A 22,398-nucleotide genomic window follows, 5' to 3' on the forward strand; every position below is an offset into this window, starting at 1 on the left:
CTTGGCGTGGATCACCAGGCTAGGTGGATGGCAGTTAAAGTCAAATGATTGTCACGTTCGGACGTTTCATCTGAGTCGGTGCGACCGCAATATCCTGTCAGGGGAGCAGCGTGTTCGGAGTTGGACATCGCGGAAAAGCGAGGCTCGGGAACGCGCGTCGGCCTGACTGGAACAGGTCATGTCGCCGGGCCGGAGGGGCCTGAAACCGAAGATCGAAGGGAACAGGTGCCGCACCGCGGCGCCCGGAGAAGCTTGCGGCATGCGTCTTGCAGCCGATCTACAGGGGAGGAACACACACATGAAGCGCAGACAATTCCTGCATACCGCGGGCGCTGCTGCCTTGGCGACGGCTCTGCCCGCGCCGATGCTGCGCGCGGCGAATGCGCCCGAGGACTTCCACATCGCCGCGATCCTGGCGTTCTCGGGTGCCTACGGCCTTATCGGCAAGGACATGCGTCTGGGCGCCGAACTGGCGGCCGCCCAACGGGGCGGGAAGGTGCTGGGCAAGACGATCCGGTTCAGCTGGGAAGACGACGAGACCAAGCCCCAGCCCGCCGTGCAGAAGGCGACCCGGCTGCTGTCCGGTGGCGCCAACATGATCTTCGGCGCGGTTGGTTCGGCTTCTACGCTGGCGCTGCAATCGCTGGCGACGCAGCGCAAGATCCCGCAGCTCGTGACGATCTCGGCTGACGACGTGATCACAAAGCCGGGCGGCTCCCGCTACAGCTTCCGCACCTCCAACACCCTCGGCATGGAGGTGAAGATGTGCATGGAGTTCGTCAAGCTGTCGGGCTTGAAACGCATCTATGCGGTGACCGCCGACTACCAGGCGACCCGCGACGGGTTCGAGCAGTTCAGGACCATGGCCGAGGCGGCCGGAGTCGAGATCGTCGGCAACGACTACGCGCCGCTCGGGAACCGGGACTATTCGGTCATCATCGACAAGATGGCCAACTCCGACGCGGACGGCATCATCGTGGTGGCGACTGGCAACGACGGCGTGACCTTCGTCAAGCAGGCCGGTCAGGTTGGCCTCGGCAAGGATCGGACCATCTTCGGCCCCGTGCTTCAGGACGAGACCTTCGCCGCCGCGACGGGCGATGCGGCGCTGGGGGTCTATTCCGGCGTGCGCTACCACTTCAGCACTGACAATCCTGCGAACAAGGCGTTCGTCGAGGCTTACCGCGCAGCTAACAACGTCTACCCGTCGAGCTTCGCAGGTGAGGCGTATGACGGCCTTAGCTGGTGGTTCGACGTGATCGAGTCGACCGACAGCTGGGATGTCGAGACGTGGGTCGACGCCTTCGAGGACAGCGTGCGCGAGAACTCGATCGAAGGCCGTAAGGAGATGCGGGCCTGCGACCATCAGGCGACGCAAGTGGGCCTGTTCGGCAAGGTGGTCCGCGGCGAGGCGCCGCTGCCGCCGCTCACGATGCAAATCACCAGCGTGTTCCCGCCCGAGGCGCTGTTCGCCGCCTGCTAGGGCCGCATCCCGAGTCCGAGCGGTCCGGGGCTTACGCTGACGCCCCGGGCCGGCCTGCCATCCGAACGCCGGAACACTGTCCATGTCCATCCTCATCATCGGCCTCAGCCTCAGCTTCCTGCTGTTCCTTCTGGCGGCCGGGCTGACCCTGATCTTCGGCATGCTGGGCGTCATCAACTTCGCCCACGGCGCGCTCTACATGCTGGGCGCCTACATCTGCTATCAGGTCGTCACGATGACCGGTTCGTTCTGGATAGGGCTTCTGGTCGCACCGCTCGTCGTCGCGCTGCTCGGCGCGTTGATGGAGATGACGGCGCTGCGGCGCGTCTATGACCGCGACCACATCTACCAGCTGCTGCTGACCTTCGGCTTCATCCTGGTCATCGACGAACTGACCAAGGTGATCTGGGGGCTCGACTACAAGCAGGTGCCGACGCCCGCGCTGTTCGCGCAGCCGGTCGAGCTGTTCGGCAGCATGATCCCGTCCTACCGGCTGTTCGTGATCGGCTTCGGCGCGGCCGTCTCGCTGGCGCTGTTCCTGCTTCTGGACCGCAGCAAGTGGGGCATCGTGATCCGCGCCGCCAGCGCCGACGCGGACATGGCGCAGGCGCTCGGGATCGACGTGTCACGGGTGCGCACGGCGGTGTTCGCGCTTGGCGCGGGGCTTGCCGCGATTGGCGGGGCTGTCACGGCGCCGCTGGTCCCGATCGAGCTCGGCATGGGTTTCAGCATCATCATCGACTGCTTCATCGTCGTCATCATCGGCGGCCTCGGCAACATCCGCGGCGCCATCCTCGCGTCGCTGCTGATCGGCATGGCCCGCGCAGCCGGGTACACCTACGCGACGGAGTGGGTCGAACTCATCACGTTCGCGCTGCTGATCGGGACGCTGATGTTCCGTCCGGCGGGCCTGTTCAGCGTGAAGGGGCGCACGGCATGAAGACAACTTGGCTGGGCACGGCCCTGATGGGCCTGATCGTCGGGGCGATGATCCTGGTGCCGTTCGTGTGGACCGGGGGCGAGGCGGCGAACCTCGTCGCGCTCATTCTCGTCTGGGCGCTGTTCGCGATCGGCTTCGACCTGGTGTTCGGCACCGCGGGCATGCTGTCGTTCGGACACGCGGCGCTGCTCGGGTCGGGGGGCTATGCGCTCGCCATCCTGACCGTCGCCCACGGCTGGGGGTTCATGCCCGCCCTCGGCATGGCGGCGCTGGTCGGCGCGGCGATGGCCTTCGGCCTCAGCATCTTCGCGGTGCGGGTGTCGGGGCTGTTCTTCTCGCTCCTGACGCTGGCGCTGGCGCAGATGATCTATGTGCTGGCGTCAACGAAGCTGCGGGGCTTGACCGGCGGGCTGGACGGCATCGCCGGGGTGCCGCGTCCCGCCCTGTTCGGGATCGACTTATACGACAACGACAATTTCTACGTCTTCATCGTCGTCGTGTTCCTGATCGGGCTGGGCCTGATGGCGCTGCTGCGCGCGTCGCCGTTCGGGCGCTCGCTGAGGGCGGTGCAGGCCAACGAGGTCCGCGCGGCCCAGCTTGGCTACAATGTGCAGCGCCTGCGGCAGGCGGCGTTCGTCATCTCGGGCGCCTATGCGGGGGTGGCGGGATCCCTGCTGGCATCGCTGATCTTCTACATCAGCCCGCAGATGCTGCACTGGTCAGTGTCGGGCGACGTACTGATCATGACGGTTCTCGGCGGCAAGGGCACCCTGCTGGGGCCGGTCCTCGGGGTCGCCGTATTCGAGCTGCTGAAGGAAGAACTAAGCCAGTACACGCAGTACTGGTACGGCATCCTCGGCGCCGTGTTCATCGCCGCGACCATCTTCCTGCCGAACGGCATCGCGGGCCTGTTCGCCCCGCGCCGCGACCGCGACAAAGGAGAAGGCCGATGACCGGGGGCCTGCTGCGCTGCGAGAACATCCATGTCGCCTACGGTGCCTTCAAGGCGCTCAGCGGGATCACGCACGAGTTCCGTCCCGGTCATGTCTATGGCCTGATCGGGCCGAACGGGGCCGGCAAGACGACGCTGATGAACGCCTTGTCCGGTCACGTGCCGGTCGCCCAGGGGCGCGCCTTCCTCGATGACCGGGACGTGACCGGCCTGTCGATCCACGCCCGCACCCGGGCGGGGCTGGGCCGCAGCTTCCAGATCACGAAGATCTTCGCGGGCATGACCGTGCTGGAGAACCTCGAGATCGCGGCGTTCGCGCACCGCTATCGCGTGCAGCCGTTCTGGCTGCCGGCGGGACGCTTCCTCAAGGTCCGCGAGGCCGCCGAGCGGGTGCTGGAACAGGTCGGCCTGACGCGGCTCGCCCACCGCCCGGCGGAGTACCTGTCGCACGGCGACCAGCGCGCGCTGGAGGTGGGGCTGACCCTCCTGGGCGAGCCGCGCGTCCTCTTGCTGGACGAACCGCTCGCCGGGGTTGGAAACGAGCAGCTGGAACGCGCGATCGGGCTGATCCAGCGCATCGTCACCGGGCGCACCGTCCTGTTGATCGAGCACAACATGGATGTCGTGATGCGGATCTCGCACGAGATCCTCGTGATGGTGCAGGGGCAGATCCTCGCGACCGGCTCGCCTGAACAGGTGCGCAACAACCCCGCTGTCCGGTCCGCCTATCTGGGAGAAGAGCCATGAGCATCCTCGCGCTCGAGGAAGCCGACGTCTTCTACGGCAAGGCGCAGGCGCTGCAACGTGCTTCGATCGCGGTCGGGCAGGGCGAGATCGTGTCCCTGATCGGGCGCAACGGCGCGGGCAAGAGCACGACCCTCAAAGCCGCGATCGGGCTGGCCCCGCTGCGGGCGGGACGGCGCGTGCTGGGCGGGCAGGACGTGACGGGGCTGAAGCCGTCGCAACTGGCGCGCCGAGGGATCGCCTTCGTCCCCGAGGACCGGCGCATCTTCGCCAACCTCTCGGTTCACGAGAACCTGGTCCTCGCGCAGGTCATGGACCGGCGGGGGCCCTGGACGATGGACCGGGTGTGGCGACTGTTTCCGGTGCTGAAGGATCGCGGCGCCCAGCCCGGCAACACGCTGTCGGGCGGCGAGCAGCAGATGCTCGCGATTGCCCGCGGCCTTTTGACCAACCCCGCGGTCCTGCTGCTGGACGAGCCGACGGAGGGGCTGGCGCCGCTGGTCGTGGAACAGCTGACCGAGGCGATGCGAACCATCAACGCCGAGGGCATGGCGATCCTGCTGGTCGAACAGAACCTGCGGGTGCCGATGAAGCTGGCGCACCGGCAGTATGTCATCGACCACGGCGCGATGCTGTGGAGCGGCACGACCGCCGACCTGCTGGCCGACCGCGCGCGCGTCGAAGCCCTCATCAGCATCTAGGAGATCACCGTGACGGACATCTGGATACAGGGCGTGGGCATGTCCCGGTTCGGCCGGTTCTTCGACCGGTCGCTGTCGGACATCGCCGCCGAGGCGGTGGACGAGGCGCTGGCCGACGCGGGGCTGCAGCGGCAGGACGTCCAGTCGATCTTCTTCGCGAACGCCTCGCAGGGGGTCGTCGAGGGCCAGCATCTGGTGCGCGGACAGGTCGTTGCGCGGAACCTTGGCCTCGGAGGCGTGCCGGTGATGAACATCGAGAACGCCTGCGCCAGTTCCAGCAGCGCGCTGAATGCGGCCTGGGCGCATATCGCGTCGGGGCAGGGGGACGTGGCGCTGGTGGTGGGTGCCGACAAGATGAATTCGCCCGACCGCGCGCGGTCGTTCGCCATCTTCGACGGCGCTTGGGACGTGTCGGACCCGGCCACCGCCATCGCTCGGCTGGATCTACTGGGCGCGGCGGTCCAGCCGCCGCCGGGGACGCCCGAGCCGGGGCAGCGCAGTGTCTTCATCGACGTTTATGCGGCACTTGCCCGCTACCACATGGGCCGCTTCGGAACCACGATCGCCGACATCGCAGCGGTATCGGCCAAGAACCACACCCATTCGGCGCTGAACCCCAAGGCACAGTATCGCACGCCGATGACGGGCGAGGAGGTGCTGGAGGCTCGGCTGATCTCGTGGCCGCTGACGCTGCCGATGTGCGCGCCCATCAGCGACGGGGCCGCCGCCGCCGTGGTGGTATCCGACCGCAAGGCGCGCGAGCTTGGGCGGGGACGATCCGTCTGCATCGCGGCATCGGTGCTGACCGCCGGGTCGGACCGGGCGCCCGAAGACCTCGACAGTCATGTCTGCCGGCGCGCCGCCGACCGGGCCTATGAACTGGCAGGGCTCGGGCCGGACGACGTCGGTGTCGTCGAAGTCCACGACGCGACAGCATTCGCGGAACTGCAGCAGACCGAACTGCTGCGGCTCTGCCCGACGGGGGAGGGCGGCCGGCTGGCCGCCTCGGGCGCCACCACGCTCGGCGGCAGGGTTCCGGTCAACGTATCGGGTGGTCTGGAATCCCGCGGCCATCCCATCGGGGCCACCGGACTGGCGCAGATCCACGAGCTCGTCACGCAGCTGCGCGGCGAGGCGGGCGCCCGTCAGGTCGCCGACGCGCGGGTCGCACTGGCCGAGAACGGCGGCGGCTTCCTTGGGTTCGAAGAGGCTGCGGCCGTCATCACTCTTCTGCAGAAATAGGAAAGAACATGCGGCTCATCGATCTTTTTGACCGCGGCGTTGCCATCAGCCCTGACCGCGTGTGCCTGAAGGACGACAGGACTTCCCTCAGCTTCAGCGAAGTGAAGGCGCGCAGTTGCCGCTTTGCCAACGCCATCGCCGCCGCGGGCTACAGCCCGGGGCAGAAGGCCGCCATCTACAGTCCCAACTGCGTCGAGGGCTTCGTCGCCATGATCGGCCTGTTCCGGTCGGGTGTTGCCTGGGTGCCGGTGAACGCTAAGAACGCGGTCGCAGAGAACACCTACATCCTCGACGCCTTCGACGTGGAGATCCTCTTCTACCACAGCGACTTCGAGGCGATCCTGGACCGGATCAGGGCCGACTGCCCGAAGATCCGCGAACTGGTCTGCATCGACCGCACGGGATCGTCGGCGCCCGCCATGCAGGACTGGTGGGCCGAGGCGCCGGCAACCGACCCCGACGTGGCCTTGAAACCCGGTGACCTGGTCGGCATCCTGTCGTCAGGCGGCACCACGGGTCGGCCCAAGGGGATCATGCTGACGCAGCTGAACTGGGTCACGATGATCGCGAACTACTACGCCACAGTCGATCCCGGGCCCGATCCGGTTCACCTCTGCGTGGCGCCGATGACCCATGCCGCCGGCGTCCTCGCGCTGACCCTGATGGCCGCGGGGGGCACCAGTGTCATCCTGCCGGGCTTCGACGCCGCATGGGTGGCCGCGGCGATCGAGGCCGAGGGCGTCACCCACCTGTTCCTGCCGCCGACGGCGATCTACATGCTGCTGGCCTATCCCGGCCTGGGCGACCACGACCATTCCAGTCTGCGGCAGTTCATGTATGCCGCCGCTCCGATGGCCATCGACAAGCTGCGCGAGTGCCTGAAGACGTTCGGGCCGGTGATGATGCAGACCTTCGGACAGGCGGAGTCGCCGATGTTCTGCACCATCCTCAAGCCCGAGGACCACCTGGTGCTCGACGATCCCGCGCGCCTGCACCGGCTCGCCAGCTGCGGCCGCCCGACGCTGCTCACCCCGGTCGCCATCATGGACGACGACGGCAACCTTCTGCCGCGCGGCGAGCCGGGCGAGATCGTCGTGCGCGGCAACCTGGTGATGACGGGGTACTACAAGAACCCGCAGGCAACTGCGGAAGTTTCGCAGTTCGGCTGGCACCACACCGGCGACATCGGCCGCATCGACGACGACGGCTTCCTTTATATCGTTGATCGCAAGAAGGACATGATCATCTCGGGCGGCTTCAACGTCTATCCCAGCGAGGTCGAGCAGGTGATCTGGAGCCACCCCGCCGTGCAGGACTGCGCTGTGATCGGGGTGCCGGACGACAAGTGGGGCGAGGCGGTGAAGGCGGTGCTTGAACTCAAGCCCGGGGCGAGCGTGGACGCGGCCGAAATCATCGCCATGTGCAAGTCCCGCCTGGGCAGCGTCAAGGCACCGAAGTCGGTCGAAGTCTGGGACGAACTGCCGCGCAGCCCGGTCGGCAAGGTCCGCAAGAAGGACATCCGCGACGTCTACTGGGCGGACCGGAAGCGAATGATCTGAGGATAGGTCGATGAACATTGCCATGACGCTGGTCCAGCCCGCGGCCGCATTCGCCACGCGCCCGGCAGTCTGCCTTGGGACGGAGGTCCTGCACGGCTATGCCGACCTTGCCCGGCGGGCGGCGGGGATCGCCGCGGAACTGGGGCGGATGCAGCTCGGCCCCGGCTCGCGGGTCGCGGCCTTCATGTCGAACCGGCCTGAATACCTCGAGATCCTCTACGGGATCTGGGCGGCGGGCCACGTGGCGGTCCCGGTCAACGTGCGGCTTCACCCGCGCGAACTGCTCCACATCCTGTCCGACAGCGGTGCCTCCGTCGTCTTCGCGGAGCAGCCGGTCGAGGTGCCGGACGGGTGCCGGCTGATCGAGGTTGCAACCGTCGGCTACTCCCGCATCGCCGAAGGCGGCGGCGACCTGCGCGCGGCAGAGGTCGCGCCCGACGATCTGGCATGGCTCTTCTACACCAGCGGCACCACCGGACGGCCAAAGGGCGCGATGCTGACGCACCGCAACCTGTGGGCGATGACGCTGGCCTTCCTCGCCGACTTCTGCCCGATCACGGAAACGTCGAGCGCGCTTCACGTCGCGCCGCTGTCGCATGCGGCCGGGCTGATCGGTCTGGCCTTCGCGCTCCGGGGCGCGGCCCACGTGATCCCCGAAAGCGGCGGTTTCGACACCCGCGAACTGGCCGGCCTTCTGCGGCACCATTCCGGGTGCAGCTTCTTCGCGGCCCCGACCATGCTGCGGCGTCTCGTCGAGGATGGCACGCTTGATGACGCGGCACTGGACCATCTGGATCTGGTCTTCGTCGGCGGCGCGCCGCTTTACGTGTCGGACCTGCAACGGGCGCTCGACGCGCTCGGGCCGCGAATCTGGATCGGCTACGGGCAGGGCGAGGCGCCTTGCACGATCACCTACGTGCCGCACCACCTGCTGTCGCGGCCCGACCTGATCGGGGCTGAGTGGCTGGGCTCGGTCGGGATCGCACGCAGCGGCGTCTGCGTCCGCGTGGTGGACGACACCGGGGCGGACTGCGCGCCCGGCAGCCCCGGCGAGGTCGTGGTCAAGGGCGACGTCGTCATGGCGGGCTACTGGAACAACGCCGCGGCGACCGACAGCGCGCTGCGCGGCGGATGGCTGCACACGGGCGACATCGGCAGCCTGAACGCCGGAGGCGTGCTGACCCTGCTCGACCGGTCCAAGGACGTCATCATCTCGGGCGGATCGAACATCTATCCGCGCGAGGTCGAGGAGGTGCTGCTGACCTGCCCCGGCGTCGTGGAGGTCAGCGTGATCGGTCGCCCCCACCCCGATTGGGGGGAGGAGGTGATCGCCTTCGTCTCGGGCGACCCGCACCTCGGGGCCGACGACCTCGACCGGCACTGCCTCGACCAGATGGCGCGCTACAAGCGCCCGCGCGAGTACCGCTTTCTGCCGAGCCTGCCCAAGAGCAGCTACGGCAAGATCCTGAAGACCGACCTCCGCAAGCTTCTCTGATCTCTGCCGCGCCATGACGTGGCCAACCCAATGACAGGAGAAATCCCCATGAAGACCATCGTTGCCGGCGTAGGCATGATCCCGTTCACCAAGCCCGGCGCCTCGGACCCCTATGACCGGATGGGAGAGGCGGCGATCCGCCTCGCGCTCGAGGATGCGGGTGTGGATTACGAGTCCGTCGAACAGGCTTTCGCCGGCTATGTCTACGGCGATTCCACGGCCGGGCAGCGGGTGATCTATCGCGTCGGCATGACCGGCGTGCCCATCGTGAACGTCAACAACAACTGCTCGACCGGCTCGACCGCGCTGTACCTCGCGCGGCAGGCCATCGAAAGCGGCATGTCGGACTGCGTGTTGGCGGTCGGATTCGAACAGATGAAGCCGGGCGCGCTTTCGCAGGTGTTCGACGACCGTCCCTCGCCGTTCCTCGACTTCGACACCGCGACCGACGAGCTGGTCGATGTCCAGGACATGCCGATGACGCTGCGCTACTTCGGCGGCGCCGGGCAGTCGCACATGCAGAAATACGGCACCAGCATGGAAACCTTCGCCAGCATCCGCGCCAAGGCCAGCCGCCACGCCGCCCGCAATCCGTTGTCGCTGTTCCGCAAGGAGATGACCGTGGACGAGGTGATGAACGCGCCGGTCATCTGGCCCGGCGTCATGACCCGGTCGATGGCATGCCCACCCACCTGCGGAGCCGCGGCAGCCGTTCTCGTGTCCGAAGACTTCGCGCGGCGCCACGGCATCGACGCCTCAGTCAGCATCCGCGCACAGGCGATGACGACCGATACCCCGTCCACCTTCGAGACCCGCGACATGATCGATGTCGTGGGCGCGGACCTGACCCGCCGCGCGGCGCGCAAGATCTACGACGCGGCAGGCGTCGGCCCCGAGGACCTGGACGTGGTCGAACTGCATGACTGCTTCGCCCAGAATGAGCTGATCACCTACGAGGGCCTTGGCCTCTGCGGCGAGGGTGAGGGCGAGAAGTTCGTCAACGACGGCGACAACACCTATGGCGGCCGCTACGTCACCAACCCTTCGGGCGGGCTTCTTTCCAAGGGGCACCCGCTGGGCGCCACCGGTCTCGCGCAGTGCTACGAGCTGACGCATCAACTGCGCGGCACTGCCGCCGACCGGCAGGTGGATGGGGCGCGGATCGCGCTGCAGCATAACCTCGGCCTTGGCGGAGCGGCGGTGCTGACGCTCTACGAGCGCAGCTGACAACGTCGCGGCCTGCTCCGATCAGCCACGACCTAAAAGGGCGAGGGCCCGATCCTGAGTTTTCAGGTGCCGGCCCTCGGCGCAGGAGATGAACCCATGCACGCCGATGCGCTTTGCATGCCGATGATAAGGTCGCCGGCGAGTGGCTGGCCGACGTGGACGACATTGACTGCACGCACCGGGGCATCCGGCCGGTCCGGCGGTGCTGTCCGCTCGCGCGGATCAGCCCCGTCCGGGTTCGCTGCTTCCCGCGGTGCTGGCGCTAAAGTGCCGCAGATGACGGCTGCGACCGCTCCGTCCTTTCGACGTCGGGAACGTCTCGCCCGAAGCGGGGCGTGCGCTTTTCGAGGAACGCGTTGACCCCCTCGACGAAATCGGGCGTCGCGCACAGCGCCGCGTTGGCATCGCGTTCGAGGTCCAGCTGCGCCGCGAAGCTTTGGCCGGCGGCGCTGTCGACCGCCTGCCTGAGCCAGGGCAGGACAGCGGACGGCTGCGCCGCGAGCCGGGCGGCCAAGTCGCAGGCTGCGGCCATCAGGTTGCCCTCGGGTTCGATCGCCCACACCATGCCCCAGTTAAGCGCTTGGGTCGCGCCGATCCGCGCGCCGGTCAGCATGGCCGCAAGCGCGCGCGGCCGCCCCAGCGCGCGCGTCACCAGCCAGCTTGCGCCGGCATCGGGAACGATGCCCAGACGGGGCGCGAAGGGCAGGTGGAACTCGGCCGAAGGGCTCGCCAACACGACGTCGCCGACCAGCGCCAGCCCGACGCCGCCGCCCGAAGCCATGCCGTTGACCGCGCAGACCACCGGCTTCTCCATCCCGGTTAGGGCCCTCAGCGCGGGGTTGACGGCGGTGTCGAAAAGGTCGCGCATCAGGTCGGGATCTATGCCGCCGCCGGCGTCGGTCCCGATCATCTTTCGCAGGCCGCCGAGATCGGCCCCGGCGCAGAACGCCCGGCCCGCGCCGGTGATCACCAAGGCTCGTGTGTCCGGCTCGTCGGCCAGCCGGGACAGCGTGTCCCGCAGGTCCGAAAACCCGCCGGGCGTCAGCGCGTTCAACCTGTCGGGCTGGTTCAGGGTGACAACCGCGACGCCACCGTCGCGGGTCTGAACGAAATGCTCCATCCGGTTCCTCCGACTGAAGATGGCGGGGCGGCTCGGCGGCCGCCCCGTCCTGGTTCGCAAGGCTCAGAACGGAAGCTCGCGCTCGCGCTCCACCCATGCCGAGTTCTCCACCTGCAGCAGCTCGAGGCTGTCGCCGCCGAAGCGTTTCTCGGCACTGAACGACAGCGAGGGTCCGCCGAAGGGATCGGAGTAGTCGTCGATCGAGAGGATCGCCTGCATGAAGCTGTCCGGCGTCAGGTCGGGACCGGCCTTCTCGAGCGCCTTGGTCGTGAGGTCGGCGGCGATCCAGCCGATCTGGCTCTGCACGGTCGGGTCCTGGCCGAACGCGGCACGGTATCTGGCGACGAAGTCGGCCTGGAAGGCGTCGGCGTTCTTCCAGTCGGCATCGACGACGGGGGTGACGACATAGAGCCCGTCCATGGCTCCGCCGGCGGCCGTGGCGACGACCGGAAGATAGGACACCATGTTGCCCACGATCGGCGCCGTCACCCCCAACTGGCGCAGCGTGGTGTAAAGCGCGATCGTGTCGCGGCCCGAGGTTCCGAGATACACGAGATCGCAGTCGGCGTTGCGGATCGCGGTGGACACGCCGGCAAAGTCGGTTTCGGTCGGGCGATGAGAGCCGGTCTGGACGATCTCGATGCCGAGCTCCTCGCTCACCGCGCGCACGCCTTCGGTGACTTCCTCGCCGTATTCGTTGGCGAGGGTTTGCAGGCACACCGTCTCGATGTTGTCCTTGGTCTTGAAGTAGCGGATCGCGCCGGCGGCCTGGTCCTGGTAGCTCACGAACAGCGACACGTGCAGTGGATGGACCGGTTCGGCCAGCGACCGCGCTGCGCTGAGCGGGAAGACGTTGGGGATGCCGAGCTTGTCAGTGATCTCGTACGAGGCGAGGGTATGCCCCGTGCCCGTGCCCAGCAGGATCGCGAAGACGTCGCCGCGCTGGACGAGCCGGTTCGTCGCCCGCACGGCCAGCGGCACCTGGTACTGGCTGTCCTCGACGAGGAACTCGATCGTGCGGCCGTTCGCGCCGCCGGCTGCGTTGAAATCGTCGATGCGCATCTTCGCGCCGTTGATGGCGGAGACGCCCCAGCTGGCCAGCGGGCCGGACAGGTCGGAATGCGATCCGATGATCACCTTGTCATCGGTGACGCCGCGGGTCTCGGCCTCGGCCGTCATGGCCGCAAGGCTGCCCAAGGCCACCATGAGCGCCAATTTCTTCCACGTTTTCATTCTGCTTTCCCCTCCCAAAGAAATAGAAACGATCAGGCGAACGTCAGTACATCTGCTCGATCAGCGGCGCATACTTTTGCGCCACGAAGCTGCGCTTGAGCTTCATCGTCGGCGTCAGCTCCTCGTCCTCCGGCGTCAGCATTACGTCGATCAGGCGGAAGGCCTTGATCTGCTCGACCGGCGAGAACTGCGAGTTGACGCGGGCCACCTCGGATCCGACCAGTTTCACGACCTCGGGCCGGGCGCAGAGCGATCGGTAGTCGGTAAACGGGATCGACCGGGTCTGCGCGTAGTGTTCGACATTGTCGCGGTCGATCATGATGAGGCAGGACAGGTACTTGCGCTTGTCCCCGATCACCGTCGCGTCCGAGATGTAGGGCGAGAACTTCAGCTGGTTCTCAATCTGGCTCGGCGTGATGTTCTTGCCGCCCGCGGTGATGATGATGTCCTTGAGCCGGTCTGCGATCCGGAACGAGCCGTCCGGGTCGATCCTGCCCACGTCGCCGGTGCGGACCCAGCCCTCCACCAGCGTTTCGCCCGTCGCCTCGGGCATGTTCAGGTAACCGCTGAACATGCCGGGTGAGCGCACGAGGATCTCGTCCTGCTCGCCCAGCTTCACTTCGATGCCCGGACCCGGGTGGCCGATGGTTCCCGGGCGCACTTCCCCCTTGCGGGTCATGGTGGCGAAGCCGGTCTCGGTCTGGCCGTAGATTTCGGCCATGGGCAGCCCCATCGCGAGGTACCAGCGGATCAGCTCGGCCGAGATCGGCGCCGCGCCGGACAGAAGGACACGCGCCCGGTCGAGACCGAGCAACAGCTTGAGATTGCGGAACACCAGCGCATCGGCGGCCTTGCCCGCCAGCCGCAGCGACAGCGGAATGGGCCGCCCCGCGATCAGCAGGTCGGCGCGGCGATAGCCGATGGCCAGCGCCAGCCGGTATCCGGCGCGCCCGGCCCAGGTCGCTTCGGCCATGAGCGTCGAGACCCGCGAATAGAACTTTTCCCAGATGCGGGGGACAGCGAACAGGAAGGTCGGCGACAGCTCCTGGATGTTCTGGAACACCGTTTCCGAGCTTTCGGCGAAGTTCATCCGCAGCCCGTGCCCCAGCGACATGCCGGGCGACAGCAGCCGCTCGGCGGCGTGGCAGAGCGGCAGGTAGGTCAGGACGTCGTCGTCCTCGCCCACGGGCAGGGGATCGGGCGCCATGCTCATCTGGAACAGCAGGTAGCTGTGCGGGATCCTCGCGCCCTTCGGCCGGCCGGTCGTGCCCGAGGTATAGATCAGGATCGCCGTATCCTCGTTCCGCACCGCATCGACACGGGCGTCGATCTCGTCGTCCGCGCCCTCGGCCCGCAAGGCGGCGCCCCGGCGCAGCAGTTCGTCCAGCGGGACGACCAGCGGATCGTCGAAGTTCCGCAGCCCCTTCCAGTCGAAGACGTAGACCCGCCGGATGCCGGGCAGCCGGTCGCGGACGGCGAGGAACTTGTCCAGCTGCTCCTCGTCCTCGACGAAAAGCACCGAGGCCGCGGAATCGTTCAGCGCGTATTCGAGCTGTCCGGGCTGGTAAGTGGGGTAGATGCCGTTGACGGTGCCGCCGCTCAGGTGGACGCCCATATCGGCAAAGACCCATTCCTTGCAGGTTTCCGAAAGGATCGCGGCGACCTGCCCCGGCTGGAAACCGTCGGCGATCAGTCCCGCCGCGATCTGCCGGGCGAAGCGGTCATAGTCGTTCCAGTTGTAGTCCCGCCAGACGCCCAGTTCCTTGTCGCGCATCGCGACGCGGTCGCCCCACTGGGCCACGCGGGCCCGAAACAGCGCCGAGATGGTCTTCTGACCTGCGAAGGAGATTTCGGCACGTTCGCGCCGGTCACCCGATGTATCCAGCATGATCCGTCACCTCCAGGTCTTGCGCTTCTTCCAGCGCTTCTCGCCGCGGACGCCGGCTTCGGCCCGGCCGAGGTAGAATTCCTTGATGTCCTCGCTTTCGGTCAGCTCGGCGCCGGTGCCCTCCATCACCACCCGCCCCGTTTCCAGGACATAGCCGTGGTCGGCGAGTTGCAGCGCGGCATGGGCGTTCTGTTCCACCAGCAGGATCGTCACGCCCTCGTCCCGGTTGATGCGGCGAACGATCCCGAAGATCGTCTGCGTCAGCAGCGGCGACAGACCCAGCGACGGCTCGTCGAGGATCATCAGCTTGGGGCGGCCCATGTAGGCGCGGGCGATGGCCAGCATCTGCTGCTGCCCGCCCGACAGGAAGCCCGCCATCTGATCCCGCTTGGCCCGGAGGTCCGGGAAATAGGCGAAAACCTGCTTGAGATCGCGCGCCACCGCGTCGCGGTCCTTTCGGCCCCAGGCGCCGACGGACAGGTTCTCGTCCACCGACATGAAGGGGAAAACCTCGCGCCCCTCTGGCACGTGACCGATCCCGCGTGCCGCGACCCGGTCGGGTTGCTGGTTCTGGACCTCGACCCCGTCGAAGATGACCTGCCCCTTCTTGCAGTCGACCGCGCCGGACACGGTCTTCAGCAGCGTCGTCTTGCCCGCGCCGTTCGCGCCCAGCACCGTCACCACGCTGCCCGTCCGGACCGAAAGGCTGATCCCGGAGATCGCCATGATCGGGCCGTAATAGGTTTCGAGGTTTCGTGTTTCCAGAAGAACGCCGCTCATGCCGTCACCCCCAGATAGGCGGCCTGCACGTCCGGGTTCGCCTGAACCTCGGCGATGGTGCCCTCGGCCACGACGCGGCCGTTCGCCAGCGCCAGCACCCTGTCGGCGGTCCGGCCGACAAGGTTCATGTCGTGCTCGACCATGAGGATGGTGACGCCCAGCTCTTCCTTGATGTCCTTCAGCCAGAAGGCCATGTCGGTCGTTTCCTCCGGGTTCAGCCCCGAGGCGGGTTCGTCCAGCAGCAGAAGCTTCGGATCCGCGCACAGCGCGCGCGCCAGTTCCACGTTCTTGCGCGCCCCGTACGGCAGGTCGGCCACGCGTTCGCCCCGCAGGTGCTGGAGATCCAGCAGGTCCAGGATCTCCTCGACCCGGTGCCGCGCCGCCAGTTCGCCCCGTCGCACCGAGGGCAGGAACAGGAAGTCGGCCAGCATGTTGCGCGACATGCGGCTGTGGCAGCCGACGAGAAGGTTCTGCAGCACCGTGGCGTTGTCGAACAGCTCGATGTTCTGGAAGGTGCGGGCGATGCCGGTCGCCACGACCTGATGCGGCGCAAGTGCCAGAATGTCGTGGCTTCCGAAGCTGATCGAGCCGGTCGCGACGTCGTAGATGCGGCTGACGGCGTTGAAGATCGTGCTCTTCCCGGCGCCGTTCGGCCCGATGATCGCGAATATCTGCCCCGGGCCGACATCGAACGAGACGTCGCTCAGCGCCTTGTTTCCTCCGAAGGCGACGGAGATGTTGCGAACGGAAAGGGTGCTCATCTGAACCGCCCCGTCTTGAGGTAGCGTTTCTGGCGGACCGCGCTGGCGCGCTTGTAATAGGGATAGGTCTCGAGGAAGAGCCGGAACTTCCGCCAGCGTCCGTAAAGCCCGTCCGGCTCGAAGATGATGAAGCCGGCGATGATCGCGCCGAACAGGAACGGCTCAAGCCCTACCTGCTCGCCAATGCCGGCGGGCAGCACCCCACGCAGCACCTCGATCGCGTTGGGAAGGAACGAGACGAACACGGCGCCGATGATCGCCCCGCTGATCGTGCCAAGGCCGCCGACGACGATCATCAGCAAGAGCTTGAGCGACTCGTTCAGGCCGAACGTCTCGGGCGACAGGTACATGAGCTGGTGCGCCATCAGCGCCCCGGCGATGCCGGTGATGAAGGTGCTGATGAAGAAGGCGACGATTTTGCCGCGGGCGATGTTCACGCCCAGGCTCTGCGCCGATGTTTCGGAATCGCGCAGCGCGATCATGGCGCGGCCGCTGGGCGAGCGGTTCATGTTCGCCACGCCCCAGACGAGGAACAGCAGCACCGCGAGATAGAGGTAGTAGCTTTGCCAGGCGCTTTCGACGACGTGGCCGAACAGGGCGATCGGCGGCACCTCGATCCCCATGTGCCCGCCGGTGAGCGGCTCCGCCGCGCCGAAGACGGTCTCCATCAGGATCGCGAAGGCGAGGGTGGCGATCGCCAGGTAGAAGCCGTGCATCTTGCTGGCCGCGCGGCCCAGCAGCGCGCCGACCGCCCCCGCCACCAGCCCCGCCAGCGGCAGCGAAAGGAGAAACGGCACGCCTTGCATCAGGAACCAGGTATGCGCGTAGCCGCCGATCCCCAGGAAGGCTGCGTGTCCGAACGACACCTGCCCCGTGAAGCCGGTCAGCACCATCAGTCCCAGACCTGCAACCGCGTAGCACAGGAACATCATCGTCTCGGACAGGGCATAGTCCGACAGCAGCAGCGGCAGACCGAGCGCGAGAAGGATCAGCAAGCCGACGCGGGCGCGTTCGCCGGGATCGACCAGGTGGTTGATGTCGAAGGCGTAGCTCGTCTTGAACAGGGTCCGCATCGCGTCACACCTTCTTGCGGAAGGTTTGCGGGATCAGGCCGTCCGGCCGCACGACCAGCACCAGCAGCATGATGGCGTAGGCATAGACGCCCTGAAGCGGCGGGTACGCATAGTCGAGGAACGGCTCGGCCACGCCGATCAGCAGGCAGCCGAGCAGCGCGCCCGGGATCGAGCCGAAGCCGCCGACCACCGCGCCCGCCAGCGCCTTGATGCCGACCGCCGTGATCTCCGGGCTGACCTGCGTCACCGGCGCCATCAGCATGCCCGCCGTCGCCGCGACCATCGCGCTGATCGCCCAGATCACCGACACCAGCCGCTTGACCGGAACGCGGCTGTAATAGGCCGCCAGCTGGTTCTGCGATGCCGCCTGCATGGCCACGCCCAGCTTCGTGCGGCTGAGAAACAGGTAGAGGCCCGCGCAGATGACGATCGTGCCGGCGATGACGACGATCCGGCTAGTCGCGATCACCAGCCCGCCGACCTCGACCGTCCCCTGGAACGGCACGGTCAGGTTGCGCGGACCGTAGCCCCAGATCATCCCGGCCAGCGCCTTCAGCATGACGCCGAGCGCCACCGTCAGGATGAAGACGCTGGACTGGGATTCCCCGATCATCCGGCGCATCACCGCCGCATCCAGCGCGTATCCGGCGACGCCGAGCGTCAGGATCCCCAGCGCGGCACCCATCCAGAACCCCAGCCCCCAGAGTTCGGCGAAGGTCAGCACCATGAAGGCGCCAAGCATCATCAGCTCGCCATGGGCGAAGTTCACGATCTCGGTCGCCCGGTAGATGAACACGAAACCCAGCGCGACCAGCGCGTACCCCGATCCCTGCGCCAGTCCGATGATCGTCAGTTGAAGCGCGTCGGTCCACTGCATGTGTTCCCCCTCCCCAGGTTTGCGCGGCGTGTTCAGGTCAGAGCGAAAGCCCTCCGCCGACCACCAGCACCTGCCCCGAGACGTAGTTCGATTCCGGCGCACAGAAGAGATAGACCCCGTCCGCAGCCTCGGCCGGCGTGCCGGCCCGCCCGAGCGGGATCATTCCGATCATGCCGCGCGCGACCTTTTCAGGGATACCCACGGCGATCTGCTCGCCCTCGATCTCGATGACGCGCTTTTCGTCCGACGCTTCGGTCATCCGCGTCTCGATGTAGCCGAAGGCGACGCAGTTCACGTTGACCTTGTAGCGGCCCCATTCCTTGGAAAGCGTCTTCGTCAGCCCCAGCACCGCCGATTTGGCGCTGGAGTAGTTCACCTGCCCGACGTTGCCGCTGGTCCCCGCCACCGACGAGATGTTGACGACCTTGCGGAACACCTCGCGCCCTTCGGCGGCCTCGGCCGTGGCGGCGTCGCGGATGAACGACGAGGCCGCGCGCAGGATCCGGAAAGGCGCCTTGACGTGGACGTCCATCATCGCGTCGAACTGCTGGTCGGTCATCTTTCCGATCAGCGCGTCGCGGGTGTAGCCCGCGTTGTTGACGATGATGTCCACGCCCCCGAACTGGTCGATGCCGGTCTGGATGAACCGTTCGGCAAACCCGTCCGCGCTGACGCTGCCCGGCACCGCGGCGGCCCTGCCGCTTGCGGCGCGGATCTCGGCCACGACCGCCTCGGCCGGTTCGGCGTCAAGGTCGTTCACCACGACCGCCGCGCCCTTCGAGGCCAGCTTCAGCGCCACCGCGCGGCCGATCCCGCGCCCGGCGCCGGTGACGTAGGCCGTCCTGCCCGCGAGGTCGGCCATCCGTTCGTCCTTCTGCAATGCTTGAGTGTCCATCGGGTCAGTTCCTGTCCAGCGAGCGCGCGACGATCTCGCGCATGATCTCGTTCGAGCCGCCGTAGATGCGCTGCACCCGCGCGTCGGCGTAAAGCTCCGCGATCGGGTAGTCGTTGATGTAGCCGTAGCCGCCGTGAAGCTGCAGGCAGACGTCCACCGTCCGTCCCTGCATCTCGGTGCCCCACATCTTGGCCATCGCCGCACGTTCGGGCGTCAGCCGTCCTTCCTCCAGCTCGCGGGTCAGCCGGTCGAGGAAACCTGCAAGAAGCTCGATCTCGGTCGTGACCTCGGCCAGCCGGAAGCGGGTGTTCTGGAAGTCCATCAGCCGCTGGCCGAAGGCGTTGCGGTCCTTCACGTAGGCCAGCGTATGCTGCAGCGCGCAGCGCGACGCCGCGAGCGCGGAGTAGGCGATGGTCAGCCGCTCCCACGGAAGCTGCGTCATCAGCTGAACGAAACCCTCACCTTCCTCAGTCCCCAGGAGGTTGGTCCGCGGCACCCGAACGTCGTCGAAGAACAGCTCCAGCGTGTCCTGCCGCCGCATGCCGATCTTGTCGAGCTTGCGGCCCCGGCGGAACCCCTCGGCGCCCGCGGTTTCCAGCGCGACAAGCGAGATGCCCCGTGCGCCTGCGGTCGGGTCGGTCTTGGCCACGACCAGGATGAAGTCGGCGTTCATGCCGTTCGAGATGAACGTCTTCGATCCCGACAGCACATATTCGTTGCCGTCCTTCGTCGCCGTGGTCCGCACCCGCTGCAGGTCCGATCCGGTGCCGGGCTCCGTCATGGCGATGCCGGCCACCCATTCACCCGACGCGAGCTTCGGCAGCCACCGCTCCTTCTGGTCGGGGGTGGCCAGATCGGTCACGTAGTGAAGCACGATGTTGTGGATGACCATGCCCCAGCCGCTGTCGCCGGTGCGGCCCTGCTCGATGATGCTCACGAGGTCGAAGAGCCGCGACAGGCCGAGCCCGCCGTATTCCTCGGGGACGGACGCGCCGAGAATGCCGTGCGCGCCGGCCTTTTCCCAGAATTCGTGCGCCACCAGTCCCGCTTCGGTGTAGGCGTCGCGGTTGGGTTCGTACTCCGCGGCAAGGAAGCGGCGCACGCTGTCGGCGTGAGCCCGCAGGTCGTCGTTTATCCAGCCGTGGTCGAGAAACGTGTCGAGCATGTTTAATTGGTCCTGATGATGGCTTCGCCGGCGATGGTGCGCGTCCGGCTTGCGTCCGGGGCTATGATCTCGGCCACGAGGTTGACCCGGACATGAGGCTGGCCGTCAATCTCCAGCCGTTCGGCCACCTCGCCCGAACAGGTCAGGTCGGCGTTGACCGGCGTAATGGCCATGAAGCGGCCGGAAAGACGCCGGATCCTGTCCGCGCCGCCCCAGCTCGACGCCACCCGCGCCAGCACGCCCAGCGACAGCATCCCTTGCGCGAACACGTCGTTGAGCCCCGCCTCACGGGCGAAATCGGTGTCGATATGGACGAGGTTGTGATCCCCGGATGCCCCGGCATAGAGCGTGAGCGTCGCCCGCGAAATCCGGCCGAAGTGAATCTCGGGCAGGGTGTCGCCGGGACGGGCAAGGGCCAGGCAGGTGTCGGAGCCGGCGTCGGTGTCGGTGTCCATGTCGTTCATGTTGTCCCTCAGTTCAGCCGGTGGACCAGCACCCGCTCGATCGCGACGAGGAGCCCGCGTCGGGCGTGGCGGATCTCGGCGCGGAGCCGGGCGGTTTCCAGCGCGCCGCCCTTCTTGTCCTCGAAACCCACGACCTCGGTGGTGAACGATACCCGGTCGCCGGCATAGATCGGACCGAAGTATTCGTAGGTTTCCTCACCGTGCAGCAGGCGCGTGTAGTCGCAGCCGATCAGGTCGTAGATCGGCGTCCGGCCCATGCGCTTCGCGATGCGGCTGGTTTCAAGGTCCACCACGCACGGGAAGGTCGGCGGCGCGGGGACATCGGGGTGCCCGGCGGCCCGCGCATCGTCACGGTCGTGATAGACCGGATCGTCTTCGCCGAGTGTCTCGGCGAAAAACGAGATCCTGCCCGCCTCGACGTCGAAGAAGATCGGGTCGGTCTTCAGTCCGGTGGTCGCCCGGTTGAACAACCCGCGCGGTGGGAAAATGGTATCGCTCACGCCTGGTTCTCCTCTCGATGCTGGAAATCGTCGAAACCGCGTCACGCGGGTTCGTACAATGTCACCACGCAGGCGCCGCCGAGGCCGAGGTTGTGCTGCAGCGCCAGCCGCGCATCCTCGACCTGCCGCTCTCCCGCCGTGCCGCGCAGCTGGTGGGTAAGCTCGTAGCACTGCGCCAGTCCCGTGGCGCCCAGCGGATGCCCCTTCGACAGCAGCCCGCCCGACGGGTTGGTGACGATCGCGCCGCCGTAGGTGTTGTCGCCGTCGGCGATGAATTGCGACGCCCCCCCCGGTGCGCAGAGCCCCAGCGCCTCGTAGGTGATCAGCTCGTTCTGCGCGAAGCAGTCATGCAGTTCCACCACGTCCAGGTCTTCGGGACCGATGCCTGCGACCTCGTACACCTGCCGGGCCGCGGCTGCGGTCATGTCGTAGCCGACCAGCCGCATCATGTCCTCGCTCTCGAAGGTCGAGGGCGTGTCGGTCGTCATCGACTGCGCGGCGATCGCGACCCTGGCGTCGATCCCCCGGCGGCGGGCGAAATCGCGCGACACCAGGACCGCCGCCGCGGCACCGCAGGTGGGCGGGCAGGCCATCAGCCGGTGCATGGCGCCCGGCCAGATCTCGGGCGAGGCCATCACGTCGTCCGCCGTGATCTCCTGCCGGAAAAGCGCCAGCGGGTTGCGCGCCGCGTGGCGGCTGGCCTTGGCACGCACGGCGGCGAAGTCCTCGAGGCGGGATCCGTGCCGGCGCATGTGCTCGATCCCGGCGCCCCCGAAGTAGCGCGGCGCCAGGGGCAGCTGGATGTCGCCCGCGAGCTTCTCGACCGCCGCGTCGAACTCGGCGAAGGGGCTGGGCCGGTCGTCAAACACGCTGCCGATCGCGCCGGGGCGCATCTGCTCGAACCCGAATGCGAGGACGCAGTCCGCCGCTCCGCTTTCGATTGCCTGTCGGGCAAGCCACAGCGCGGTCGATCCGGTCGAGCAGTTGTTGTTGACGTTGATGACCGGGATGCCGGTCATCCCCACCTTGTAGAGCGCCTTCTGGCCGCAGGTTGAATCGCCATAGACGTAGCCGGCGTAAGCCTGCTTCAGGTCGGCAAAGGCGAGGCCCGCGTCCTCGATCGCAAGACGCACCGCCCTAGCGGCCATATCGTCGTAGTTTTCGGATGCACCCGGCTTGGTGAACGGGATCATCCCGACCCCGGCAACGAGTGCCTTGTCCGCGTCGCTGACAGTCAAAACCTTACCTCCCCAGATAGGTTCCTGAGCCAAGCGTTGCACTTGTTTTCGCATCAGCATA

21 protein-coding genes are annotated in these 22,398 nt (G+C 67.2%); 9 read left to right on the forward strand and 12 right to left on the reverse strand.

Going from position 1 to position 22,398, the window contains the following annotated elements; translation table 11 throughout:
- The first annotated feature begins 259 nt into the window (after positions 1-259).
- The 9 genes from FNF32_RS11205 (at position 260) to FNF32_RS11245 (ending at position 10,343) form a co-directional block, all read left to right on the forward strand.
- Positions 260-1,483 (forward strand): ABC transporter substrate-binding protein, encoded by a 1,224-nt coding sequence (locus tag FNF32_RS11205; protein WP_221930706.1) that lies wholly within the window; start codon positions 260-262, stop codon positions 1,481-1,483.
- 82 nt (positions 1,484-1,565) lie between these two features.
- Positions 1,566-2,423: a branched-chain amino acid ABC transporter permease gene (locus FNF32_RS11210; RefSeq protein ID WP_131673688.1), complete on the forward strand. Its 858-nt coding sequence runs from the start codon at positions 1,566-1,568 to the stop codon at positions 2,421-2,423.
- Positions 2,420-3,376: a branched-chain amino acid ABC transporter permease gene (locus tag FNF32_RS11215; protein ID WP_221930707.1), complete on the forward strand. Its 957-nt coding sequence runs from the start codon at positions 2,420-2,422 to the stop codon at positions 3,374-3,376. Before FNF32_RS11210 ends, FNF32_RS11215 begins: the two co-directional genes overlap by 4 nt.
- Entirely contained in the window at positions 3,373-4,122 is a 750-nt protein-coding gene (locus tag FNF32_RS11220; protein ID WP_131673687.1) for an ABC transporter ATP-binding protein, read from the forward strand. The genes FNF32_RS11215 and FNF32_RS11220 overlap by 4 nt, the downstream gene beginning before the upstream one ends.
- Entirely contained in the window at positions 4,119-4,820 is a 702-nt protein-coding gene (locus FNF32_RS11225) for an ABC transporter ATP-binding protein (protein ID WP_185961939.1), read from the forward strand. Before FNF32_RS11220 ends, FNF32_RS11225 begins: the two co-directional genes overlap by 4 nt.
- Positions 4,821-4,829: 9 nt before the next feature.
- Entirely contained in the window at positions 4,830-6,062 is a 1,233-nt protein-coding gene (locus FNF32_RS11230) for a thiolase family protein (protein WP_131673686.1), read from the forward strand.
- Between the two features lie 8 nt (positions 6,063-6,070).
- On the forward strand, positions 6,071-7,621 hold the full coding sequence (locus tag FNF32_RS11235) for an AMP-binding protein (RefSeq protein ID WP_131673685.1): 1,551 nt from the start codon (positions 6,071-6,073) through the stop codon (positions 7,619-7,621).
- Positions 7,622-7,631: 10 nt separating this feature from the next.
- Positions 7,632-9,116 carry a class I adenylate-forming enzyme family protein gene (locus tag FNF32_RS11240; protein WP_131673684.1) on the forward strand — a complete coding sequence of 495 codons (1,485 nt, stop codon included), beginning with the start codon at positions 7,632-7,634 and terminating at the stop codon, positions 9,114-9,116.
- Positions 9,117-9,164: 48 nt separating this feature from the next.
- Positions 9,165-10,343, forward strand: coding sequence for a lipid-transfer protein (locus FNF32_RS11245; RefSeq protein ID WP_131673683.1), 1,179 nt, complete (start codon positions 9,165-9,167; stop codon positions 10,341-10,343).
- A gap of 262 nt (positions 10,344-10,605) precedes the next feature.
- Here FNF32_RS11245 and FNF32_RS11250 read toward each other — a convergent pair whose 3' ends face one another.
- The 12 genes from FNF32_RS11250 to FNF32_RS11305 all read right to left on the reverse strand — a co-directional run bounded on the left by FNF32_RS11250 (position 10,606) and on the right by FNF32_RS11305 (position 22,337).
- Positions 10,606-11,463: an enoyl-CoA hydratase-related protein gene (locus FNF32_RS11250; RefSeq protein WP_131673682.1), complete on the reverse strand. Its 858-nt coding sequence runs from the start codon at positions 11,461-11,463 to the stop codon at positions 10,606-10,608.
- 63 nt (positions 11,464-11,526) lie between these two features.
- Positions 11,527-12,696 carry an ABC transporter substrate-binding protein gene (locus FNF32_RS11255; RefSeq protein WP_131673681.1) on the reverse strand — a complete coding sequence of 390 codons (1,170 nt, stop codon included), beginning with the start codon at positions 12,694-12,696 and terminating at the stop codon, positions 11,527-11,529.
- A gap of 43 nt (positions 12,697-12,739) precedes the next feature.
- On the reverse strand, positions 12,740-14,584 hold the full coding sequence (locus tag FNF32_RS11260; protein ID WP_131673680.1) for an AMP-dependent synthetase/ligase: 1,845 nt from the start codon (positions 14,582-14,584) through the stop codon (positions 12,740-12,742).
- Positions 14,585-14,590: 6 nt separating this feature from the next.
- Positions 14,591-15,364: an ABC transporter ATP-binding protein gene (locus FNF32_RS11265; protein ID WP_131673679.1), complete on the reverse strand. Its 774-nt coding sequence runs from the start codon at positions 15,362-15,364 to the stop codon at positions 14,591-14,593.
- A complete protein-coding gene (locus FNF32_RS11270) occupies positions 15,361-16,125 on the reverse strand; it encodes an ABC transporter ATP-binding protein (RefSeq protein WP_131673678.1) in 765 nt (254 codons plus the stop codon). Before FNF32_RS11270 ends, FNF32_RS11265 begins: the two co-directional genes overlap by 4 nt.
- Positions 16,122-17,198 carry a branched-chain amino acid ABC transporter permease gene (locus tag FNF32_RS11275; RefSeq protein WP_131673677.1) on the reverse strand — a complete coding sequence of 359 codons (1,077 nt, stop codon included), beginning with the start codon at positions 17,196-17,198 and terminating at the stop codon, positions 16,122-16,124. Before FNF32_RS11275 ends, FNF32_RS11270 begins: the two co-directional genes overlap by 4 nt.
- Before the next feature lie 4 nt (positions 17,199-17,202).
- A complete protein-coding gene (locus FNF32_RS11280) occupies positions 17,203-18,075 on the reverse strand; it encodes a branched-chain amino acid ABC transporter permease (RefSeq protein ID WP_131673676.1) in 873 nt (290 codons plus the stop codon).
- A 37-nt stretch (positions 18,076-18,112) separates the two neighbouring features.
- The gene (locus FNF32_RS11285) at positions 18,113-18,970 is read right to left on the reverse strand and encodes an SDR family NAD(P)-dependent oxidoreductase (RefSeq protein WP_246087798.1); all 858 of its coding nucleotides are present in this window, start codon (positions 18,968-18,970) and stop codon (positions 18,113-18,115) included.
- 4 nt (positions 18,971-18,974) lie between these two features.
- Positions 18,975-20,135 carry an acyl-CoA dehydrogenase family protein gene (locus FNF32_RS11290; RefSeq protein ID WP_131673675.1) on the reverse strand — a complete coding sequence of 387 codons (1,161 nt, stop codon included), beginning with the start codon at positions 20,133-20,135 and terminating at the stop codon, positions 18,975-18,977.
- A 2-nt stretch (positions 20,136-20,137) separates the two neighbouring features.
- Positions 20,138-20,599 carry a MaoC/PaaZ C-terminal domain-containing protein gene (locus tag FNF32_RS11295; protein WP_221930708.1) on the reverse strand — a complete coding sequence of 154 codons (462 nt, stop codon included), beginning with the start codon at positions 20,597-20,599 and terminating at the stop codon, positions 20,138-20,140.
- A gap of 8 nt (positions 20,600-20,607) precedes the next feature.
- Entirely contained in the window at positions 20,608-21,099 is a 492-nt protein-coding gene (locus FNF32_RS11300) for an FAS1-like dehydratase domain-containing protein (protein ID WP_185961940.1), read from the reverse strand.
- A 41-nt stretch (positions 21,100-21,140) separates the two neighbouring features.
- Positions 21,141-22,337: a lipid-transfer protein gene (locus tag FNF32_RS11305; protein ID WP_281285671.1), complete on the reverse strand. Its 1,197-nt coding sequence runs from the start codon at positions 22,335-22,337 to the stop codon at positions 21,141-21,143.
- Positions 22,338-22,398 lie beyond the last annotated feature (61 nt).

Source organism: Paracoccus marinus, from assembly GCF_007018965.1.
GTDB classification, from domain to species: domain Bacteria; phylum Pseudomonadota; class Alphaproteobacteria; order Rhodobacterales; family Rhodobacteraceae; genus Paracoccus; species Paracoccus marinus.